16 protein-coding genes are annotated in these 17307 nt (G+C 66.4%); 12 read left to right on the forward strand and 4 right to left on the reverse strand.

Annotation, left to right across the window (positions count from 1 at the left end):
* Nucleotides 1-27: 27 nt before the first annotated feature.
* The 4 genes from thrS (at nucleotide 28) to pdxS (ending at nucleotide 4388) form a co-directional block, all read left to right on the forward strand.
* Nucleotides 28-2040 (forward strand): threonine--tRNA ligase, encoded by a 2013-nt coding sequence (gene thrS, locus WKB88_RS12860; protein WP_341394938.1) that lies wholly within the window; start codon nucleotides 28-30, stop codon nucleotides 2038-2040.
* A 40-nt stretch (nucleotides 2041-2080) separates the two neighbouring features.
* Nucleotides 2081-2692, forward strand: a complete 612-nt coding sequence (locus tag WKB88_RS12865; protein ID WP_341394939.1) for an HIT family protein — start codon at nucleotides 2081-2083, stop codon at nucleotides 2690-2692.
* 3 nt (nucleotides 2693-2695) lie between these two features.
* Nucleotides 2696-3298, forward strand: a complete 603-nt coding sequence (pgsA, locus tag WKB88_RS12870; protein WP_341394940.1) for a phosphatidylinositol phosphate synthase — start codon at nucleotides 2696-2698, stop codon at nucleotides 3296-3298.
* A 148-nt stretch (nucleotides 3299-3446) separates the two neighbouring features.
* The gene (gene pdxS, locus WKB88_RS12875; RefSeq protein WP_341394941.1) at nucleotides 3447-4388 is read left to right on the forward strand and encodes a pyridoxal 5'-phosphate synthase lyase subunit PdxS; all 942 of its coding nucleotides are present in this window, start codon (nucleotides 3447-3449) and stop codon (nucleotides 4386-4388) included.
* Between the two features lie 50 nt (nucleotides 4389-4438).
* On the opposite strand, the gene WKB88_RS12880 is transcribed toward pdxS, so the two are convergent.
* Nucleotides 4439-5281: a GNAT family N-acetyltransferase gene (locus WKB88_RS12880; RefSeq protein ID WP_341394942.1), complete on the reverse strand. Its 843-nt coding sequence runs from the start codon at nucleotides 5279-5281 to the stop codon at nucleotides 4439-4441.
* A gap of 6 nt (nucleotides 5282-5287) precedes the next feature.
* Entirely contained in the window at nucleotides 5288-7309 is a 2022-nt protein-coding gene (locus WKB88_RS12885; protein ID WP_341394943.1) for a M3 family metallopeptidase, read from the reverse strand.
* A 102-nt stretch (nucleotides 7310-7411) separates the two neighbouring features.
* Here WKB88_RS12885 and WKB88_RS12890 point away from each other — a divergent pair, with 102 nt between their 5' ends.
* Nucleotides 7412-8668, forward strand: a complete 1257-nt coding sequence (locus WKB88_RS12890) for a CapA family protein (protein WP_341394944.1) — start codon at nucleotides 7412-7414, stop codon at nucleotides 8666-8668.
* Between the two features lie 6 nt (nucleotides 8669-8674).
* Here the strand turns inward: WKB88_RS12890 and WKB88_RS12895 are convergent, their stop codons facing one another.
* Together WKB88_RS12895 and WKB88_RS12900 are read right to left on the reverse strand one after the other, a co-directional pair.
* Nucleotides 8675-9439: a type 1 glutamine amidotransferase gene (locus WKB88_RS12895; RefSeq protein ID WP_341394945.1), complete on the reverse strand. Its 765-nt coding sequence runs from the start codon at nucleotides 9437-9439 to the stop codon at nucleotides 8675-8677.
* Entirely contained in the window at nucleotides 9436-10707 is a 1272-nt protein-coding gene (locus tag WKB88_RS12900) for a MurT ligase domain-containing protein (protein WP_341394946.1), read from the reverse strand. Before WKB88_RS12900 ends, WKB88_RS12895 begins: the two co-directional genes overlap by 4 nt.
* Nucleotides 10708-10788: 81 nt before the next feature.
* On the opposite strand from WKB88_RS12900, the gene pdxT reads away from it, so the two are divergent.
* From pdxT to secD, 7 genes are all read left to right on the forward strand, one after another.
* A complete protein-coding gene (gene pdxT / locus WKB88_RS12905; protein ID WP_341394947.1) occupies nucleotides 10789-11499 on the forward strand; it encodes a pyridoxal 5'-phosphate synthase glutaminase subunit PdxT in 711 nt (236 codons plus the stop codon).
* A 3-nt stretch (nucleotides 11500-11502) separates the two neighbouring features.
* Nucleotides 11503-12258 carry a YebC/PmpR family DNA-binding transcriptional regulator gene (locus WKB88_RS12910; protein ID WP_341394948.1) on the forward strand — a complete coding sequence of 252 codons (756 nt, stop codon included), beginning with the start codon at nucleotides 11503-11505 and terminating at the stop codon, nucleotides 12256-12258.
* Between the two features lie 3 nt (nucleotides 12259-12261).
* Nucleotides 12262-12867, forward strand: coding sequence for a crossover junction endodeoxyribonuclease RuvC (gene ruvC, locus WKB88_RS12915; RefSeq protein WP_341394949.1), 606 nt, complete (start codon nucleotides 12262-12264; stop codon nucleotides 12865-12867).
* A 121-nt stretch (nucleotides 12868-12988) separates the two neighbouring features.
* Nucleotides 12989-13618 (forward strand): Holliday junction branch migration protein RuvA, encoded by a 630-nt coding sequence (ruvA, locus tag WKB88_RS12920; RefSeq protein WP_341394950.1) that lies wholly within the window; start codon nucleotides 12989-12991, stop codon nucleotides 13616-13618.
* Nucleotides 13619-13628: 10 nt separating this feature from the next.
* Nucleotides 13629-14711 carry a Holliday junction branch migration DNA helicase RuvB gene (ruvB, locus tag WKB88_RS12925; RefSeq protein ID WP_341395092.1) on the forward strand — a complete coding sequence of 361 codons (1083 nt, stop codon included), beginning with the start codon at nucleotides 13629-13631 and terminating at the stop codon, nucleotides 14709-14711.
* Nucleotides 14712-15017: 306 nt separating this feature from the next.
* Nucleotides 15018-15500, forward strand: a complete 483-nt coding sequence (yajC, locus tag WKB88_RS12930) for a preprotein translocase subunit YajC (RefSeq protein ID WP_341395093.1) — start codon at nucleotides 15018-15020, stop codon at nucleotides 15498-15500.
* A 91-nt stretch (nucleotides 15501-15591) separates the two neighbouring features.
* Nucleotides 15592-17307, forward strand: coding sequence for a protein translocase subunit SecD (gene secD, locus WKB88_RS12935; RefSeq protein WP_341394951.1), 1716 nt, complete (start codon nucleotides 15592-15594; stop codon nucleotides 17305-17307).

The following is a 17307-nucleotide window of genomic DNA, read 5'->3' on the forward strand; positions in this document are numbered from 1 at the left end:
CCGTACAACGAAATCTAGGAGACAACCGTGTCAGTGCCAGAGAAGTTCACCCTCATCGTCGACGGCGAAGAGACCACGGTGGATACTGGCACCACAGGTGCTCAGCTGTTCTTTGACCGCCGCGACGTCGTCGTCATGCGCGTTGGCGGGGTCCTGAAGGACCTCGACACAGAGCTCTCCGAGGGTGATTCCGTGGAGTCCGTCACCATTGACTCCGAAGACGGGCTCAATGTCCTGCGCCACTCCACCGCGCACGTTATGGCCCAAGCCGTGCAGCAGCTGCGCCCGGATGCCAAGCTCGGCATCGGCCCGTACATCAAGGACGGCTTCTACTTCGACTTCGACGTCGCCGAGCCGTTCACCCCGGAGGACCTGAAGACCCTCGAGAAGATGATGCAGAAGATCATCAACTCGAACCAGAAATTCGCCCGCCGCGTGGTCACCGAAGAAGAAGCCCGCGAAGCCATGGCCAACGAGCCGTACAAGCTGGAACTGCTGGGCACGAAGGACGGCGCCGAGGAAGCCGGCGAAGGCGCGAACATCGAGGTCGGCGCCGGCGAGATCACCATTTACGACAACGTGGACCGCAAGTCCGGCGACACGGTCTGGTGCGACCTGTGCCGCGGCCCGCACCTGCCGAACACCAAGCTGATCTCCAACGCCTTCGCCCTCACCCGCTCCGCCGCTGCCTACTGGCTCGGCGACCAGAAGAACCAGCAGCTGCAGCGCATCTACGGCACCGCCTGGCCCACCAAGGATGCACTGAAGGCCTACCAGGAGCGCCTGGCCGAGGCCGAGCGCCGCGACCACCGCAAGCTGGGCACCGAACTGGACCTGTTCTCCTTCCCGGACGAGCTGGGTTCGGGCCTGCCGGTGTTCCACCCCAAGGGCGGCATCATCCGCAAGGCCATGGAGGACTACTCCCGCCAGCGCCACACCGAGGCCGGCTACGAGTTCGTCTACACCCCGCACATCACCAAGGGCCACCTGTACGAGGTTTCCGGCCACCTGGACTGGTACCGCGACGGCATGTTCCCTCCCATGCACGTGGACGAGGTCACTGATCCGGAAACCGGCGCGGTCATCAAGCCCGGCCAGGACTACTACCTGAAGCCGATGAACTGCCCCATGCACAACCTGATCTTCCGCTCCCGCGGACGGTCCTACCGCGAACTGCCGCTGCGGCTGTTCGAATTCGGTTCCGTGTACCGCTACGAGAAGTCCGGCGTGATCCACGGCCTGACGCGCGTGCGGGGCATGACCCAGGACGACGCCCACATCTACTGCACCCGCGAGCAGATGAAGGACGAGCTGACCAGCACGCTGCAGTTTGTGCTGGACCTGCTCAAGGACTACGGCCTGGACGACTTCTACCTGGAACTCTCCACCAAGGACCCCGAAAAGTACGTCGGTTCCGACGAGGTCTGGGAAGAAGCCACCGCCACCCTGGCCGAGGTTGCCGAAGCTTCCGGCCTGGACCTGGTTCCGGATCCGGGCGGCGCCGCCTTCTACGGCCCGAAGATTTCCGTCCAGGCGCGCGACGCCATCGGCCGCACCTGGCAGATGTCCACCATCCAGCTGGACTTCAACCTGCCCGAGCGCTTTGAACTGGAATACCAGGCCGCCGACGGCACCCGCCAGCGTCCGGTCATGATCCACCGTGCCCTGTTCGGTTCCGTGGAACGCTTCATGGCCGTGCTCACCGAGCACTACGCCGGCGCGTTCCCGGCCTGGCTGGCACCGGTCCAGGTGGTCGGTATCCCCGTGGCCGAGGCTTTCAACGACTACATGTTCGACGTGGTCGACAAGCTCAAGGCCGAAGGCATCCGCGCCCAGGTGGACACCGGCACCGACCGCTTCCCGAAGAAGATCCGCACCGCGTCCAAGGACAAGATCCCGTTTGTCCTGATTGCCGGGGGCGACGACGCCGATGCCGGCGCCGTGTCCTTCCGCTTCCGCGACGGCAGCCAGGACAACGGCGTGCCGGTTGAAGAAGCAGTGAAGCGGATTGTCGAAGCTGTGCGCAACCGGGACAAGTAAGCGGAACTGAACAGGACGGGCGGGGAGCGCAGGAGTGCAGATGGAAAGCAGCAGCCAGGATGACGGCGGCAGTCCCTATCCGGGAGATGCCGGCGTTACGGATTCTTTCGAGCTTCCCGGGGTGCCGGATTCCTTTGCACGCCTGTGGACCCCGCACCGCCTCGCCTACATCAAGGGCGGACAGGAACAGGTTTCCTCGGAGCACAACTGCCCGTTCTGCGCGGCACCTTCACGGACGGACGAAGAGTCCCTGATCGTGCACCGCGGCAGGCATGCCTTTGTCATCCTGAACCTGTTCCCGTACAACGCCGGGCACCTGCTCGTCTGCCCGTACCGGCACGTTCCGGACTACACGGACATTGACGAGCAGGAAACAGCTGAAATTGCCTCCCTGACGCAGACCGCCATGCGCGTGCTGCGGAAGGTGTCCAACCCCAGCGGTTTCAACCTCGGCATGAACCAGGGCGTCACCGGGGGAGCGGGAATTGCCGCCCACCTGCACCAGCACATTGTGCCGCGCTGGGGCGGAGACGGGAACTTCCTGCCGATCATTGCCCAGACCAAGGCCATCACCCAGACACTGGGCGACGTCCGCCGGCAGGTGGCCGACGCCTGGCCGCAGGCCGCCGACTCCGCAGCAAGCGAGGACTGAGCGGTGCTGAATAAATACGCGCGGGGCTTCTTCACGGGCCTGTTCACGCCGCTGGCCGCCTGGCTGCTGAAACGGGGCGTCACCCCCGACGCCGTGACCATCCTTGGCACCCTGGGCGTGATGGTCGGCGGGCTGGTGTTCTACCCGCTGGGCGAGCTGTTCTGGGGAACCCTGTTCATCACGGCGTTTATCTTCTCCGATGTTATTGACGGCATCATGGCACGCCAGCAGGAACGCACCGGAAAATGGGGCGGTTTCCTGGACTCCACCCTGGACCGCTTTGCCGACGGCGCCCTGTTTGCCGGCGTCAGCATCTGGTTCTTCACCGGCGGCGGCAACGACGCGATCGGCATCGCCGCCATCATCTGCCTGGTCCTGGGGATGCTGGTCTCCTACATCCGCGCCAAGGCGGAATCCCTCGGGTTCACTGCCAACGTCGGAATCGCCGAACGCGCCGAACGGCTGGTGTCCCTGCTGGTTGCCACCGGTCTGGTGGGACTGGGCGTCCCCGAAGTGCTGCTGCTCGTGGTGCTGGCGGCGTTGTCCGCGGCCAGCTGCGTGACCATTGCGCAGCGGATGCGCACCGTTCACCGGCAGGCCACCTGAGCGCAGCGGCGCCCCGGCCGCTGCAAATTATGGTCATAAGGCCCGACACCGGAAGTAAACCGGTGCCGGGCCTTCGGCTTTCCGGGGGCAAGCCGTCTACGCTGGGACGGTACAGTTCCTGAACCCCCGCGACGATGAGAGCTTTTTCATGAATACCCCTGATTCCCAGCCCACCTCCGTGTCCGGTGTATCCGCCGGTTCCCCCTCTCCCGTGACCGGCAGCAGCCGGGTCAAGCGAGGCATTGCCGAAATGCTTAAGGGCGGGGTGATCATGGATGTGGTGACCGCCGAGCAGGCCCGGATTGCCGAAGACGCCGGAGCCGTGGCGGTCATGGCCCTTGAGCGGGTCCCCGCAGACATCCGCGCCCAGGGCGGGGTATCCCGCATGAGCGACCCCGACATGATCGACAGCATTATCGACGCCGTGTCCATCCCGGTCATGGCCAAGGCCCGGATCGGCCACTTCGTGGAAGCCCAGGTCCTCCAGTCACTCGGCGTCGACTACATCGATGAGTCCGAGGTGCTGACCCCGGCCGACTACACCAACCACATCGACAAGTGGAAGTTCACCGTCCCGTTTGTCTGCGGTGCCACCAATCTGGGCGAAGCGCTGCGCCGCATCAACGAAGGTGCCGCCATGATCCGTTCCAAGGGCGAAGCCGGCACGGGCGATGTCTCCAACGCAACCATGCACATGCGTGCCATCCGCTCCGAAGTGGCTCGCCTGTCCTCCCTGCCCGAGGACGAGCTCTACGTCGCGGCCAAGGAACTGCAGGCTCCGTACGAGCTCGTGAAGGAGGTTGCTGCTGCCGGGAAACTGCCGGTGGTGCTTTTCACCGCCGGCGGCATTGCCACGCCGGCGGACGCCGCCATGATGATGCAGCTTGGCGCCGACGGTGTGTTTGTGGGATCGGGAATCTTCAAGTCCGGAAACCCCGCCCAGCGTGCCGCGGCCATCGTGAAGGCTACGACCTTCTTTGACGACGCCGATGAAGTTGCCAAGGCATCACGCGGACTGGGCGAAGCCATGGTGGGCATCAACGTGGACGAACTCCCGCAGCCGCACCGGTTGTCCGAGCGCGGCTGGTAAGAGCGGAACCTGCGCTCCGACCCGCGCTGATTCCCCGCCGCGGCAGGGAATCAGCGCAGGTCGAGCGTGAGCTGCTGGCCGCGGCCAATCAGCTCAAAGCCCCGTGCTGCACACAGCTCGGCGCCCAGGGGAGCGGCGTTGATGGCCAGCCGGTCCGCACCGGCGGCGGCTGCGACGGCGGCGGCCCGGCTCAGCAGTGCCGTTCCGTAACCCCGGCGCCGGCTGGAGGGCCCCACGGCCAAACCGAAAACGCCGCCGAGCGAACCGGACGCCGGCTTTCTGCGGGCGGGCGGTTCCTCCGGAGCTGCCCGCCCCGCTGCCGGGCGATCCGCGGCTGCGGCCGTACGGTCCCGCTGCCTTCGCTGTTCTGCTTCTTCCCTGAGCCGGCGCTGTTCCTGCTGTGCCTGCTGCGAGGGGACAAACACCCACGCCCGGCCGGTGAGCGTTCCTTCACTGCGGGTGGTCACATGCCAGCCGGTGCGGGGATGGCCCCGTCCGGCTGCCAGCTCCTCGGCGTCGGGGCCTGAGACTTCTGCAGGCTCGGGGTCGACGGCAGCAGGTGCTGCGCTGTACTGCATTGGTGCGGAAACGGGGGCGCTCATCCACATCGGCTGCGGGCCCCGCCGGAAGCCGAACGCTTCCAGCGGAGCGTAGCTCACCGCGTTGTTCAGCCACACGGACACGCTCTGGGCGCCCAGCCGCATGCCCTCGGCCAGGCCCGGCCGGATCCCGGCCGGAGCGATCCGCTGCGGATACAGCAGCACCAGCTGCCGGCGTGCCGGCAGCCAGACCCATTCCGATTCATGCGTGGAGAAGGTCCGGCCCCCGGTGGCGCCGGCCAGGCTCTTCAGCCAGTCCTGGTGAAGCTCCTGGCATGCGGCAATAGTGACCATGAAGGATCAGTCCAGCCCGCGGCGGTGGAGCAGCGGTTCGATCGCCGCTTCGCGGCCGCGGAAGTTCCGGAAGGCCTCAAGCGGATCGATGCTGTTGCCCCGGGAGAGCAGCTCGCGCCGGAACCGCTCTCCGTTTTCGCGGGTGAGTCCGCCGTTGTCCTTGAACCACTCCACCGTGTCCGCGTCCAGGACCTCGCTCCAGATGTAGGCGTAGTACGCGGCTGCGTAGCCGCCGGCAAAAATGTGCTTGAAATAGCCGGTCCGGTACCGCGGCGGCACCAGGTCCAGGGCCACACCCGCCAGGGCCAGGGCATCGGCCTCGAACTGCTGCGGGTCGGCGACTGCCTCCCCGGGGGAGAGTTCGTGCCAGGCCAGGTCCAGCAGGGCGGCGCCGAGGTATTCGGTGGTGCCGAACCCCTCGCCCCAGGTTGACGCAGCTTCGATCCGGTCAATAATCTCCCCGGGCAGCGGCTCGCCGGTGACGTGGTGCCTGGCGAAGTTGGCCACCACCTCCGGCCACAGCATCCACATCTCGTTGACCTGCGAGGGGTACTCGACAAAGTCCCGGGGCACAGCGGTGCCCGAGAACTGCGGATAGGTGACATCGGAGAACAAGCCGTGCAGGGCGTGGCCGAATTCATGGAACGCGGTCACCACCTCGTCGAAGGACAGCAGGGTCGGTTCACCGGCCGGCGGCTTGGGAATGTTCAGGTTATTGATGACCACCGCCTGGGTTCCCAGCAGGGCGGACTGGTGCACGAGGGAATTCATCCAGGCGCCGCCGGCCTTGGTGTCGCGGGTGTAGTAGTCACCCAGGAACAGGCCCAGGGCCGAGCCGTCCTCGTTTTTCACTTCCCAGACGCGTACGTCCGGATGGTAACCGGACAGATCCGGACGCTCCGTGAAGCTAATGCCGTAGAGCCGGTTGGCGGCGTAGAAGACACCGTCCGCCAGGACGCGCTCCAGTTCGAAGTACGGGCGCAGCGCGGAGCGGTCCACGCTGAACTTTTCGCGCCGTACCTGCTCCGAGTAATAGGACCAGTCCCAGGCGGCCAGCTCTTCGATGCCGTCCCGGCGGGCGGCGGCCCGCAGCAGTTCAGCTTCGGCGTTGGCGTTGCGGACCGCCGGCGGCGCCAGCTTTCCGAGCATGGCGTGGATGGCATCCAGGGACGGAGCGGTCTGGTTGTCGGTGGCGAACTCCGCGTGGCTGGCGAACCCCAGCAGGGCAGCGCGCTCGGCCCGGAGCGCCGCCATTTCGGCGGCGATGGCGAGCGTGTTGTCGTCATTGGCGCGGAAGCCGCGGTTCAGCGAAGCCTCAAGGAGGCGCCGGCGCGTTTCCCTGCTGGTCAGCGAGGCCAGAGCCGGCTGCGAGGTCGGCAGGATCAGCGGGAGCAGGTAGCTGCCCTCGGAACCGGCCTCTGCGGCGGCTGCGGCGGCAGAGGCAATGTCATCTGCGGACAGGCCGTCCAGGTCGGCCGCATCGGTCAGCAGCAGCGCCGAAGCGTTGGTGTCCCGAAGCAGCTTCTGGGCGTAGTCGGTCCCCAGGACGGACAACCGGGAATTCAGTTCGCGCATGCGCGCCTGGCCGTCGTCGTCGAGCCGGGCTCCGGCGCGGATGAAACTGCGGCGGTACTCGTCCACCAGCCGGGCGGACTCGGCGTCGAGCCCTTCCACCGAAACGGCTTCAACCCGCGCCCAGAGGGCCTTGTTCAAATGGATGCTGTCCTCGTGGGCAGCCAGCTGCGGGCCCACTTCCTGCTGGATGGCCTGAACCTGGTCCGTGGCATCCGCTGCGGTCAGGGTGAAAAAGGCGTAGGCCGTCCGCGCCAGTGTCTGTCCGGCAAGCTCCATCGCGGCGATCGTGTTGCCGAAATCCGGGGCCTGCGGATCCCTGGTAATGGCGTCGATTTCGGCAAGGTGTTCCTCGAAACCCGCCTTGAAGGCCGGCAGGTAGTCATCCGGGCTGATCTGTTCAAACGGCGGCAGCTGGTAAGGCAGCGGACTGGTACTCAGGAAAGGGTTACTCATAAGCGTCAAGACTCGCACATGCAAAGTGAGGCGAACAACAGAAACGCCGTCGTAGGCTTGGCGCAGCTGCACCGGGCGGCGAAAGGACGGACGGTAACAATCATGGGTGCACGCAGGTTCGGATTCACGGCGGTCCTGGCACTGGCGCTTGCAGCCGGTGCGGCGGGCTGCTCCCCGGAATCCGGCCCGGATGCGGAGCCCACGGCGTCCATGTCACCGCGCGCGGCTGAGCTTCCGGTCCCGGAAAATACGTCCGGGCCGTCGTCGGCTGCTTCTGCGCAGCCGGTTCCCGAGCCGACTCCGGGACTGGGCCCGGGGTGTGCCGCCGTACGGTGTTTTTCCCTGATGGTGGCCGGTGACCTGCTGGTGCATCCGCAGCTGTGGACCCAGGCCGAAGCCGACGCCGCGGTGTCGGGGCGGGTGCCGATGGACTTCGGGCCGCTCCTGGAAGGCAAGCGCGCTTACCTGGACCGCGCCGACGCGGGCATCTGCCACATGGAGACGCCGGTGGCGGCCGCGGAGGGGCCGTACACCGGATATCCGCTCTTCAATGTACCGCCCCAGATCCTCTCTGCCGCCAGGGACGCGGGATACGACGCCTGCACCACGGCCAGCAACCACACGGTGGATGCCGGGACCGAGGGACTGAACCGCACGCTGGCCGAGCTGGACGCCCTCGGACTGGCTCACACCGGTTCCTACGCCTCGGAAGCTGAAGCGGCGGTACCGATGATCCTGCAGACCCCGGCGGCGAAGGTGTCGGTGATCGAAGCAACCTACGGGCTGAACGGAATGACCGCCGAGTTTGACTGGCAGGTGGACCTGCTGGATCCGGCGGACATGATAGCCCGGGCACAGGCTGCGCGGGCCGCGGGCGCCGACGTTGTGGTGGGCGCCGTCCATGCCGGCGACGAATATGCCTCGGCGCCCAACGCCCAGCAGATGGAAACGGCGCACGCCCTGGCCGACAGCGGCGAGTTCGACTTCATCTACGGGCACCACAGCCACTCCGTGCTGCCGATCGAAAACTACAACGGCACCTGGATCGCGTACGGGCTGGGCAACTCCGTCACTGAGCTCTCGCCCTGGTACGACGTAAACAACGAGGGACTGATCCTGCGCGCCCAGTTCGGCCAGGACGACGGCGGCGCCTGGAGCGTCACGGACCTGGCCTGGGCGCCGTCGGTAATCGTCCGGGACCCTTACCGCTGGTGCTCCGTCGCGGCTGACCTGCCGCAGGGCGCCTGCGCCCCCGAGGCCCAGCAGGCCGCGGTCCGGGCGCGCACCATCGAGGTGGTCGAGTCGATGGGCGCGGCCGAAGCCGGCGCCCGCGAGTGGCTGGTGAGCGCCGAGAAGTAAGTGCGGCTAGCGGGGGCGCTGGCCGGCGTGCTGCCGGGCCAGCTCGGAGAGCCGGGCCAGCTCGTCCAGGTCGCCGGGGGAGGGGGGAGCGGGCTCGAAGCTGCCGAACTTGCGCGTCACGGCCTGCTGAATCAGGAAATCGGCAATGGCCGGGTTCTTGGGCAGCAATGAACCGTGCAGGTAGCTGGCGACCACGTTGCGGTAGCGGGCGCCCTCGTAGTTGTCCTTGGAGTTGTTGCCCTCGCCCTTGCGGACCTCGGCCAGCGGCTTCACGCCCGGGCCCAGGAAGGTCTGGCCGGAATGGTTCTCGTAGCCGTGGATCTCGCCGAACTCCTCGCTGACGGAGAGCACGTTGCCGATCAGCCGCTCCGTTCCGCCGTGCGTTTCCAGGTCCAGCAGCCCGATGCCCGGAATGACCGTGCCGGTGTGTGTCTTGAAGAACCGGCCGAACAGCTGGTACAGCCCGCAGATCGCCAGCATCGGAACGTCATCCTCAGCCAGGGCCCGCAGCGTGGGGGCCAGCGACTGGAGGTCCTCCTGGATGACCACCTGCCCGCTGTCCTGTCCGCCGCCTCCCACCAGGAGATCGACGTCGGCGGGAAAATCATCACCCACGTTGTATTCCAGGACGTTTGCGGTGTAGCCGTTCCATTTCAGGCGCTGTTTCAGGACCAGGACGTTGCCCCAGTCGCCGTAAATGTTCATTTCCCGCGGGTACAGCTGGAGGATGTTGATGCTCCGGTTGCCGGCTGCGATTCGGTCCTCGCTCATGAGACCACCTCTACTGTCGTGATCTTGGATAGTTCGCGCCGCACGGCCAGCATGGCCGTGTAGGTGCAGAAAATGCGCATGGGACGCTGGCCGGAGCCGGAGATGAAGGCCTTCAGCGCATCGGTGATGTCCGGGTTGATGTCCGCCACCGGAACGTCGTCGTACTTCAGCCGCAGCGCCATGTCGTAGGCGCGCGCGCCGGTGACCATGTTCACGCCGTTTTCGGCCAGCGTCTCGAAGTCGACGTCCCACAGCCAGGACATGTCGCGCCCGTCGGCATAGTTGTCGTTGATGGCGATCATGGTCGAGTAGCCGTGGGCGGCAAAGGACTTCAGTCCGAGCCGGAAGCCGCTGGGATTCTTCACCAGCACCAGCTCCAGCGGCTGCCCGTTGACCACCAGGGACTCGCCGCGCCCGAACGCCGGCTCCACGTTGGACAGCGCCGTAAACAGGGCGTCGCTGTTGGCCGAAGGCCCGGCGATGACGCGGGCCAGGGCCAGTGCGGCCGCAGCGTTGAAGATGTTGTAGACCCCGCGCAGCTTCAGCCCCGTGGTCACCACGGTGTCGTCGACGCGGAAGTCGGCGTCGGTTTCGGCCACGCGTTCGAGCACGACGTCGGCCGGCAGCACCGCTGCCAGCGCCTCCGCCCTGGAACCGCGCATCTCGTCGTCGTTCGGGAAGGTGCTGCGCAGGGACGCGTCCAGCCCGAAGTAGCGCACTTCCTGCTTGTCCAGGGAAGCGGCAATCGAGGCGACGCGCGGATCCTCGCGGTTTAGGACCACGGTGCCGGTGGTGGCCTTGGCAATGGCCTCGAGCAGCCGGGTGGTCTTGTCGATCTCACCGAAACGGTCCAGCTGGTCACGGAGCACATTCAGCAGCAGCGAATACCGCGGCTGGATCAGCTTCACGAAGTGCACGGCGTGCGCTTCGTCCAGCTCCAGGACCGCGACGTCGGCATCGAGGCGGCCGCGCCAGTCCACCTCGCCGAGCAGGGCCGCGGCGACGCCGCGGGTGAAATTGCTGCCGGTGCGGTTGGTGAACACCTTCAGGCCCTGGGATTCGAGCAGTTCCACCACCATTTTGGTGGTGGTTGTTTTCCCGTTGGTGCCCGAAACCACGGCGACGCCCAGCGGAAGGTCGGCCAGCGTGCGGCGGATGAAATCGGGATCGATTTTCTCCACCACCAGGCCGGGCAGTGCGGAGCCGCCGCCGCGCAGTTTGGAGGCACTGCGGACCAGCTTGCCTGTCAGGACGGAGAAAGAACTCATGGTTTATGAATATATCGTAAGGAGCCCCCGCGGCCCTTGCCGGTGCGCGGCCGCAGGGATGCTGCATCGTAGACTGGCCTGATGACTGAAGCCGGCGCGTCTCCTTTCCGCCCGCCCGGGCGTCCCCTGCGGGTCGGTGTCCTGGCGCTGCAGGGCGGTGTCCGCGAACACGCGGCAAGCCTGGAAGCGGCGGGAGCGGCCGCTGTTCCCGTGCGCCGCCCCGGGGAGCTCGCCGGCCTGGACGGGCTGGTGCTGCCCGGCGGGGAATCCACCACCATGGACAAGCTCATGCGGGCCTTTGGCGTTTATGCCCCGCTGCAGGAGCGGATCCGGGCCGGGTTGCCGGTGTACGGCTCCTGCGCCGGAATGATCCTGCTGGCGGACCATCTTTCTGATCCGGCCCGCGACCTTTCGGGGGCGCCCCAGCAGACGCTGGGCGGGCTGGATATCGAGGTCCGGCGCAATGCCTTCGGCCGCCAGCGGGAGTCCTTCGAAACCCTCCTGGAGTTCCGCGGCCTTGCGACCCTGCCGTCCGCAGACCCGGCCGGGCAGTCCCCGCCGGTCCACGCCGTCTTTATCCGTGCGCCGTGGGTGGAAAAGGTTGGTGATTCAGTGGAAGTGCTGGCCCGGGTTCCGCCGCGGGAGCGGGGTCATGCGTCTGCTGACGATTTCGTCGCTAGAATTGTGGCAGTGCGTTCGGGAAATCTGCTGGCCACCTCGTTCCATCCGGAGGTAACGGGGGAGAGCCGCGTTCACGAACTTTTTATCCAGATGATCAGAGGAGAAGCGTAGAGCATGTCGGGCCACTCTAAATGGGCAACCACTAAGCACAAGAAGGCAGTCATTGACGCCAAGCGTGCAAAGTCGTTCGCCAAGCTGATCAAGAACATCGAAGTTGCGGCCCGCGCCGGAGGCGCAGACATGGCCGGAAACCCCGGCCTTGAACTCGCCGTCGCCAAGGCGAAAAAGACCTCGGTCCCCATCGACAACATCAACCGCGCCGTCAAGCGCGGTGCCGGCCTCCTGGGCGAAGCCGTCGATTACCAGACCATCATGTACGAAGGCTACGGCCCGCAGGGCACCGCCCTGCTGATCGAATGCCTGACGGACAACAAGAACCGTGCCGCCTCGGAAGTTCGCCTTGCGGTCACCCGCAACGGCGGCAACATGGGCGATCCCGGCTCGGTGGCCTACATGTTCACCCGCAAGGGCGTCGTCACCCTGCCCAAGAAGGACCTCACCGAGGACGACCTCCTGATGGCCGTGCTAGACGCAGGCGCCGACGAGGTCAAGGAATCCGGAGACAATTTCGAGATCATCTCGGAAGCGGCGGACCTGCGTGCCGTTGTCGCCGCGCTGGAGGATGCCGGCATCGAGTACGAGAGCGACGAAGCCGAATTCCTGCCGTCCATGCACGTGGAGCTGGACGCGGACAGCGCCCGGAAGTTCCTGAAGCTTGTGGACGCGGTGGAAGACCTGGACGACGTCCAGAACGTCTACTCCAATGCCGACATCCCCGCAGAGGTCTTCGCCCAGCTCGAAGACGACTGATAAGTGAGCCTGCGCGTCCTGGGTGTCGACCCGGGCCTGACCCGGTGCGGTCTGGGAGTGGTGGACGTCGAACGCAACCGCCGCGCCACCCTGGTGGCTGTGGGCGTGGTCGGCACCGAGGCGGGAACCGCCCTGGACGGCAGGCTGCTTGTCATCTCCAACGCCATTGACCTGTGGCTGGACACGCATAAACCGGATGTCCTTGCCGTGGAGCGCGTCTTCAGCCAGCTCAATGTCAGCACGGTGATGGGCACTGCCCAGGCCTCCGGCGTTGTCATCGCCGCCGCCGCGCGGCGGGGCATTCCCGTAGCGCTGCACACTCCCACCGAGGTCAAGGCCGCGGTCACCGGGTCCGGCGGAGCCAATAAGGACGCGGTGGGAAAAATGGTCACCAAGATCCTGCGCCTGGACGAGGCTCCCAAACCGGCCGATGCCGCAGACGCGCTGGCACTGGCCATCACCCACGCCTGGCGGCGCTCAGTTGCCGGCCCCGGGCAGACGACGGCGGGCTCCGCCTCCGGCGCCCGCGCGGTGCGCAGGCCCCCGACGGCCGGACTGACCCCTGCACAGCGGCTGTGGGCCGAGGCCGAGGCCCGTGCCCGGCGCTGACCCCGGGACCGGCCTTCGGAACCGCCGGTTGGGCCGCGGCAGCGCGCCGGAACCGGGCAACCGCCGCAGCACACAGTAGGGTATTCGTAGATATGTTCTACACAGCCTCTGGAGTTTCGTCATGATCGCATCCCTGCGCGGGACAGTAACGCACGTTGGCCTGCATTCGGCAGTGATCGATGTGAACGGCCTGGGAATGCTGGTGCAGGCCACGCCGCAGACGCTGGGTTCCCTGCACCCGGGCCGCGAAGCGGTGATCCAGACCGCCATGATTGTCCGCGAGGACTCGATGACCCTGTACGGCTTCACCGACGCCTACCAGCGGGAAGTCTTCGAGACGCTGCTGAGCGTCAGCGGGGTGGGTCCCCGCATTGCCCTGGCCGTCCTTGCCGTCCACACCCCCGAAGCCATCCGGGTGGCGGCCTCCTCCGGTGATGACAAGGCCTTCAGCAAGGTCTCGGGCATCGGTCCCAAGGGAGCCCGCAGGATCGTGCTGGAGCTGGCCGACAAACTGGTGCCGCTGGGCACTGCGGATGCCCCCGGCGCAGCACGCTGGCAGGACCAGGTCCTGGCTGCGATGACCGGCCTGGGCTGGACGGAAAAGGACGCGACCGCGGCCATCGACGCCGCCGTTGCCGAAGCCCCCGATGTGGCGGCCGCCGGCAACGTGGGCGAAATCCTGAAGCTGACCCTCCGCCGCCTGGGCACCGACGGTGCACGGGCACGGGCTCCCCGCCAGCAGGTGGGCTGAGGTGCCGGCACTGCCCGGAGACGGACTGGTTGCCCCCACCGGGGACCCCGATGACAAAGCCATCGAGGCAGCCCTGCGGCCGAAGAAGCTCGACGACTTTGTGGGTCAGAAACGGGTGCGTGAGCAGTTGTCGCTGGTGCTGGAAGCCTCGCGGCTCCGGGGCCGCAGCGCCGACCACGTGCTGCTTTCGGGCCCTCCCGGACTGGGCAAGACCACCTTGTCGATGATTATCGCTGCCGAAATGAACGCACCGCTGCGCATTTCATCCGGGCCGGCGATCCAGCATGCCGGCGACCTGGCCGCGATCCTTTCTTCACTCACCGAGGGGGAGGTGCTGTTCCTCGACGAAATCCACCGCATGTCCCGCCCCGCGGAGGAAATGCTCTACATGGCCATGGAAGACTTCCGGGTGGACATCATCGTGGGCAAGGGCGCCGGCGCCACGGCCATCCCGCTGGACCTGCCGCCCTTCACCCTGGTGGGAGCCACCACGCGGGCCGGCCTGCTGCCTGGTCCGCTGCGCGACCGCTTCGGCTTCACCGGGCATCTGGAGTTCTATTCCACCGGAGAACTGGAACTTGTGCTGCGGCGCTCCGCAATGCTGATGGACATGAAGGTCAATTCCGCCGGGTTTGCCGAAGTCGCGGGACGCTCCCGCGGAACTCCCCGCATCGCCAACCGGCTGCTGCGCCGGGTCCGCGACTGGGCGCTGGTGCACGGCGTGGACCAGATTGACGCGCGCACCGCTTCAGCCGCCCTGGACATGTACGAGGTTGATTCCCGCGGCCTGGACCGGCTGGACCGTTCCGTGCTGCGGGCCCTGGTCACCAAGTTCAACGGCGGGCCGGTTGGCCTGTCCACCCTTGCCATCGCCGTCGGCGAAGAGCCTGAAACCGTGGAAACCGTTGCCGAACCGTACCTGGTCCGCGAAGGCCTGCTGGGCCGGACCCCGCGCGGACGCGTTGCCACGCGTGCCGCGTGGGAGCATCTGGGCCTGCAGATGCCCGACAACGTTGCCGCCGGCCTTCCGGAGAACATGTTTTCCGGTCCCGGCACCAACACGTCCTCCGCGGACACCTCCTCCGGCGACTGAGCTTTGAACGACGGAGCCTAGAACGACGGAGCCTAGTCCGGACGGACTTGAGGGCGCCGCCGGCGGGAGGGAGAATTAGCAGGGAAGGTACGGGAAAAGTACAGCATCTTCTGCAACTTTTCCGCCGCGGCGAACGTTTTACCTTTAGACTGGTCATTCGTTGGGCGGGCTTCTGCGCCCGTTGCACCAACGGATCACTGTTGCACCAGCGGATCACGGCGGCGCCGAAGCAGGCGCCTGCCGTTCCGGAGACACCTGCACATCAATTTCCAACAGAAACGGAACCACTCTGTGTTCTTAAACGTCATGGCCCAAACCACCTCGGAACAGGCCCCCGGCGGCTTCTCGTTCTCTAGCCTCCTCCTGCCGATCCTGCTGGCGCTGTTCATCTTCATGATGTTCCGCAAGCAGAAGAAGACGCAGAAGACGGTCCAGGAGCAGCGGACCCAGATGGTTCCCGGAACCGAAGTCATGACCCAGTTCGGTCTGTTCGGAACGATCCTGTCGATCAACAACGAAGAAAACAAGGCCGTCCTGGAGCTTTCGCCCGGGAACACCGCCACCGTTCACCTGCAGGCGCTGACCAAGGTCGTCACCACGGAACCCGCCGCTAACGAAGAGGCCCCGGTTGTTCCGGACGACGCCTCCTCGATTACCTCCGCCGACCGCAGTGACGACGCCGCACCCGCCGGCGATGACCTGCGCCGCGACGAGTCAGTGGCCCGCGCCGAGGAGACTCCCGAGGAAACGCTTGATCGCCTGAACCGCGAAAACAAGAAAGAGAACTAGACTCTCCACGGGCCTGCGGAGGGAGACTCTCCGCAGGCTGGCCGGGGTCGACTACGCCCCCGGTGTCTCACCCCTGTAAGGACTATCCTCTATGCCTCGTACCGGCCCCGGCTCGGCCGCAAGAAAGACGCTCCTCTGGTTGGGCGTCATTTTTGCTGCTCTGGCCCTTTTGCTCGGCGGCGGCTCCATGTGGAGCAACGCCAGCTGGACCCCCAAACTTGCCCTGGACCTCGAGGGCGGAACAGAAATGATCCTCGCCCCGCAGGTGCAGGGCGGCGCTGAGATCACCCAGGAACAGCTGGACCAGGCCGTGGAAATCATCCGCCAGCGCGTGGACGGCAGCGGAGTCTCCGAAGCCGAGATCACCACCCAGTCCGGGCGCAACGTCGTGGTTTCGCTTCCCGGCGTTCCCTCGGCGGAAACCCGCGAACTGATCCAGGCCTCGGCCGCGATGGAGTTCCGTCCGGTCCTGACCGTGGGTGCAGCGTCCCCTGCGGAGCAGCCGGTCCCCGACGAGCAGCTTCCGGCCCCCGCCGCCGAGCCTGCCAACGCCTCCGACGACAACTGGATCACCCCGGAGCTGTACCGCGAGTTCGAGAGCACGGACTGCCTGGACCCGGCCACGCTTGAGGCCTCGGTGGAATCCGCACCGGCGGACCAGCCGATGATTGCCTGCGAGCCCTCGGCCGGCGCCAAGTACATCCTCGGGCCGGTCGAAGTGCCCGGAACCAATATCGACACCGCCACCTTCGGCCTGTCCCAGAGCGGACAGGGCGCCTCCATCAACGAATGGGGCGTCAACATCAAGTTCAACAGCGAAGGCACCGAGGTCTTCCGGGACGTCACCGAGCGTCTCTTCGCCTTCCAGCAGGGGGACCCGCACAACCAGTTCGCCATTGTGCTGGACGGACAGGTCATCTCCGCTCCCACCGTGCAGGGCGTCATCACCGACGGCGAGCCCCGCATCACCGGGCAGTTCACGCAGGAATCCGCAAAGGCCCTGTCAGAGCAGCTGAAGTACGGGGCACTGCCTATCAGCTTCGACATCCAGAGCGAACAGCAGGTGTCCGCAACGCTGGGCACCGACCAGCTCCGGATGGGCGTCATTGCCGGCCTGATCGGCCTGGCACTGGTGGCGGTCTACTCGCTGTTCCAGTACCGCGCCCTCGGATTTGTCACCATCATCTCGCTGGTGGTCGCAGGCGTACTGACCTACCTGGCCATCTGCCTGCTGGGCTGGTCGCAGAACTACCGGCTCTCCCTGGCCGGCGTTGCCGGTTTGATCGTCGCCATCGGCCAGACCGCCGACTCCTTCATCGTTTACTTTGAACGAATACGCGATGAGCTGCGCGACGGCCGCGGCCTGGTTGCCGCCGTGGACAACGGCTGGAAGCGAGCCAAGCGTACCGTCCTGGCCTCCAAGGCAGTCAACGTGCTGGCCGCCGTCGTGCTCTACTTCGTTGCCGTCGGCAACGTGCGCGGCTTCGCCTTCACCCTGGGCCTGACCGCGCTTGCCGACCTCATTGTGGTGTTCATGTTCACGCATCCCACCATGGTGCTGCTGGCGAGGACAAAGTTCTTCGGCGAGGGCCACAAGTGGTCCGGCCTGGATACGACCCGGCTGGGTGCGGTGCCGCTGTACCGCGGCGCCGGACGCATCCGCGAACCCGGTGAGGCACCGGTGCGGGCCAAGAACAAGGCTGCCACCAGGGAAGCAGAGCGACGCATGACCATTGCCGAACGCCGCCAGGCCGAAAAGCAGGAATCACTGGCCGGCTCCGGCCGCAGCACAGAGAAGGAGGGCTAG

The sequence above is a fragment of the Arthrobacter sp. G119Y2 genome, assembly GCF_038069765.1.
Classification (GTDB): domain Bacteria; phylum Actinomycetota; class Actinomycetes; order Actinomycetales; family Micrococcaceae; genus Arthrobacter_B.

Coding starts and splice junctions, on each gene's coding strand:
- WKB88_RS12865 (WP_341394939.1), top strand. CDS start 2,081: ATGGAAAGCAGCAGCCAGGATGACGGCGGCAGTCCCTATCCGGGAGAT.
- pdxS (WP_341394941.1), top strand. CDS start 3,447: ATGAATACCCCTGATTCCCAGCCCACCTCCGTGTCCGGTGTATCCGCC.
- WKB88_RS12880 (WP_341394942.1), bottom strand. CDS start 5,281: ATGGTCACTATTGCCGCATGCCAGGAGCTTCACCAGGACTGGCTGAAG.
- WKB88_RS12885 (WP_341394943.1), bottom strand. CDS start 7,309: ATGAGTAACCCTTTCCTGAGTACCAGTCCGCTGCCTTACCAGCTGCCG.
- WKB88_RS12890 (WP_341394944.1), top strand. CDS start 7,412: ATGGGTGCACGCAGGTTCGGATTCACGGCGGTCCTGGCACTGGCGCTT.
- WKB88_RS12895 (WP_341394945.1), bottom strand. CDS start 9,439: ATGAGCGAGGACCGAATCGCAGCCGGCAACCGGAGCATCAACATCCTC.
- WKB88_RS12900 (WP_341394946.1), bottom strand. CDS start 10,707: ATGAGTTCTTTCTCCGTCCTGACAGGCAAGCTGGTCCGCAGTGCCTCC.
- pdxT (WP_341394947.1), top strand. CDS start 10,789: ATGACTGAAGCCGGCGCGTCTCCTTTCCGCCCGCCCGGGCGTCCCCTG.
- WKB88_RS12910 (WP_341394948.1), top strand. CDS start 11,503: ATGTCGGGCCACTCTAAATGGGCAACCACTAAGCACAAGAAGGCAGTC.
- ruvA (WP_341394950.1), top strand. CDS start 12,989: ATGATCGCATCCCTGCGCGGGACAGTAACGCACGTTGGCCTGCATTCG.
- yajC (WP_341395093.1), top strand. CDS start 15,018: ATGGCCCAAACCACCTCGGAACAGGCCCCCGGCGGCTTCTCGTTCTCT.
- secD (WP_341394951.1), top strand. CDS start 15,592: ATGCCTCGTACCGGCCCCGGCTCGGCCGCAAGAAAGACGCTCCTCTGG.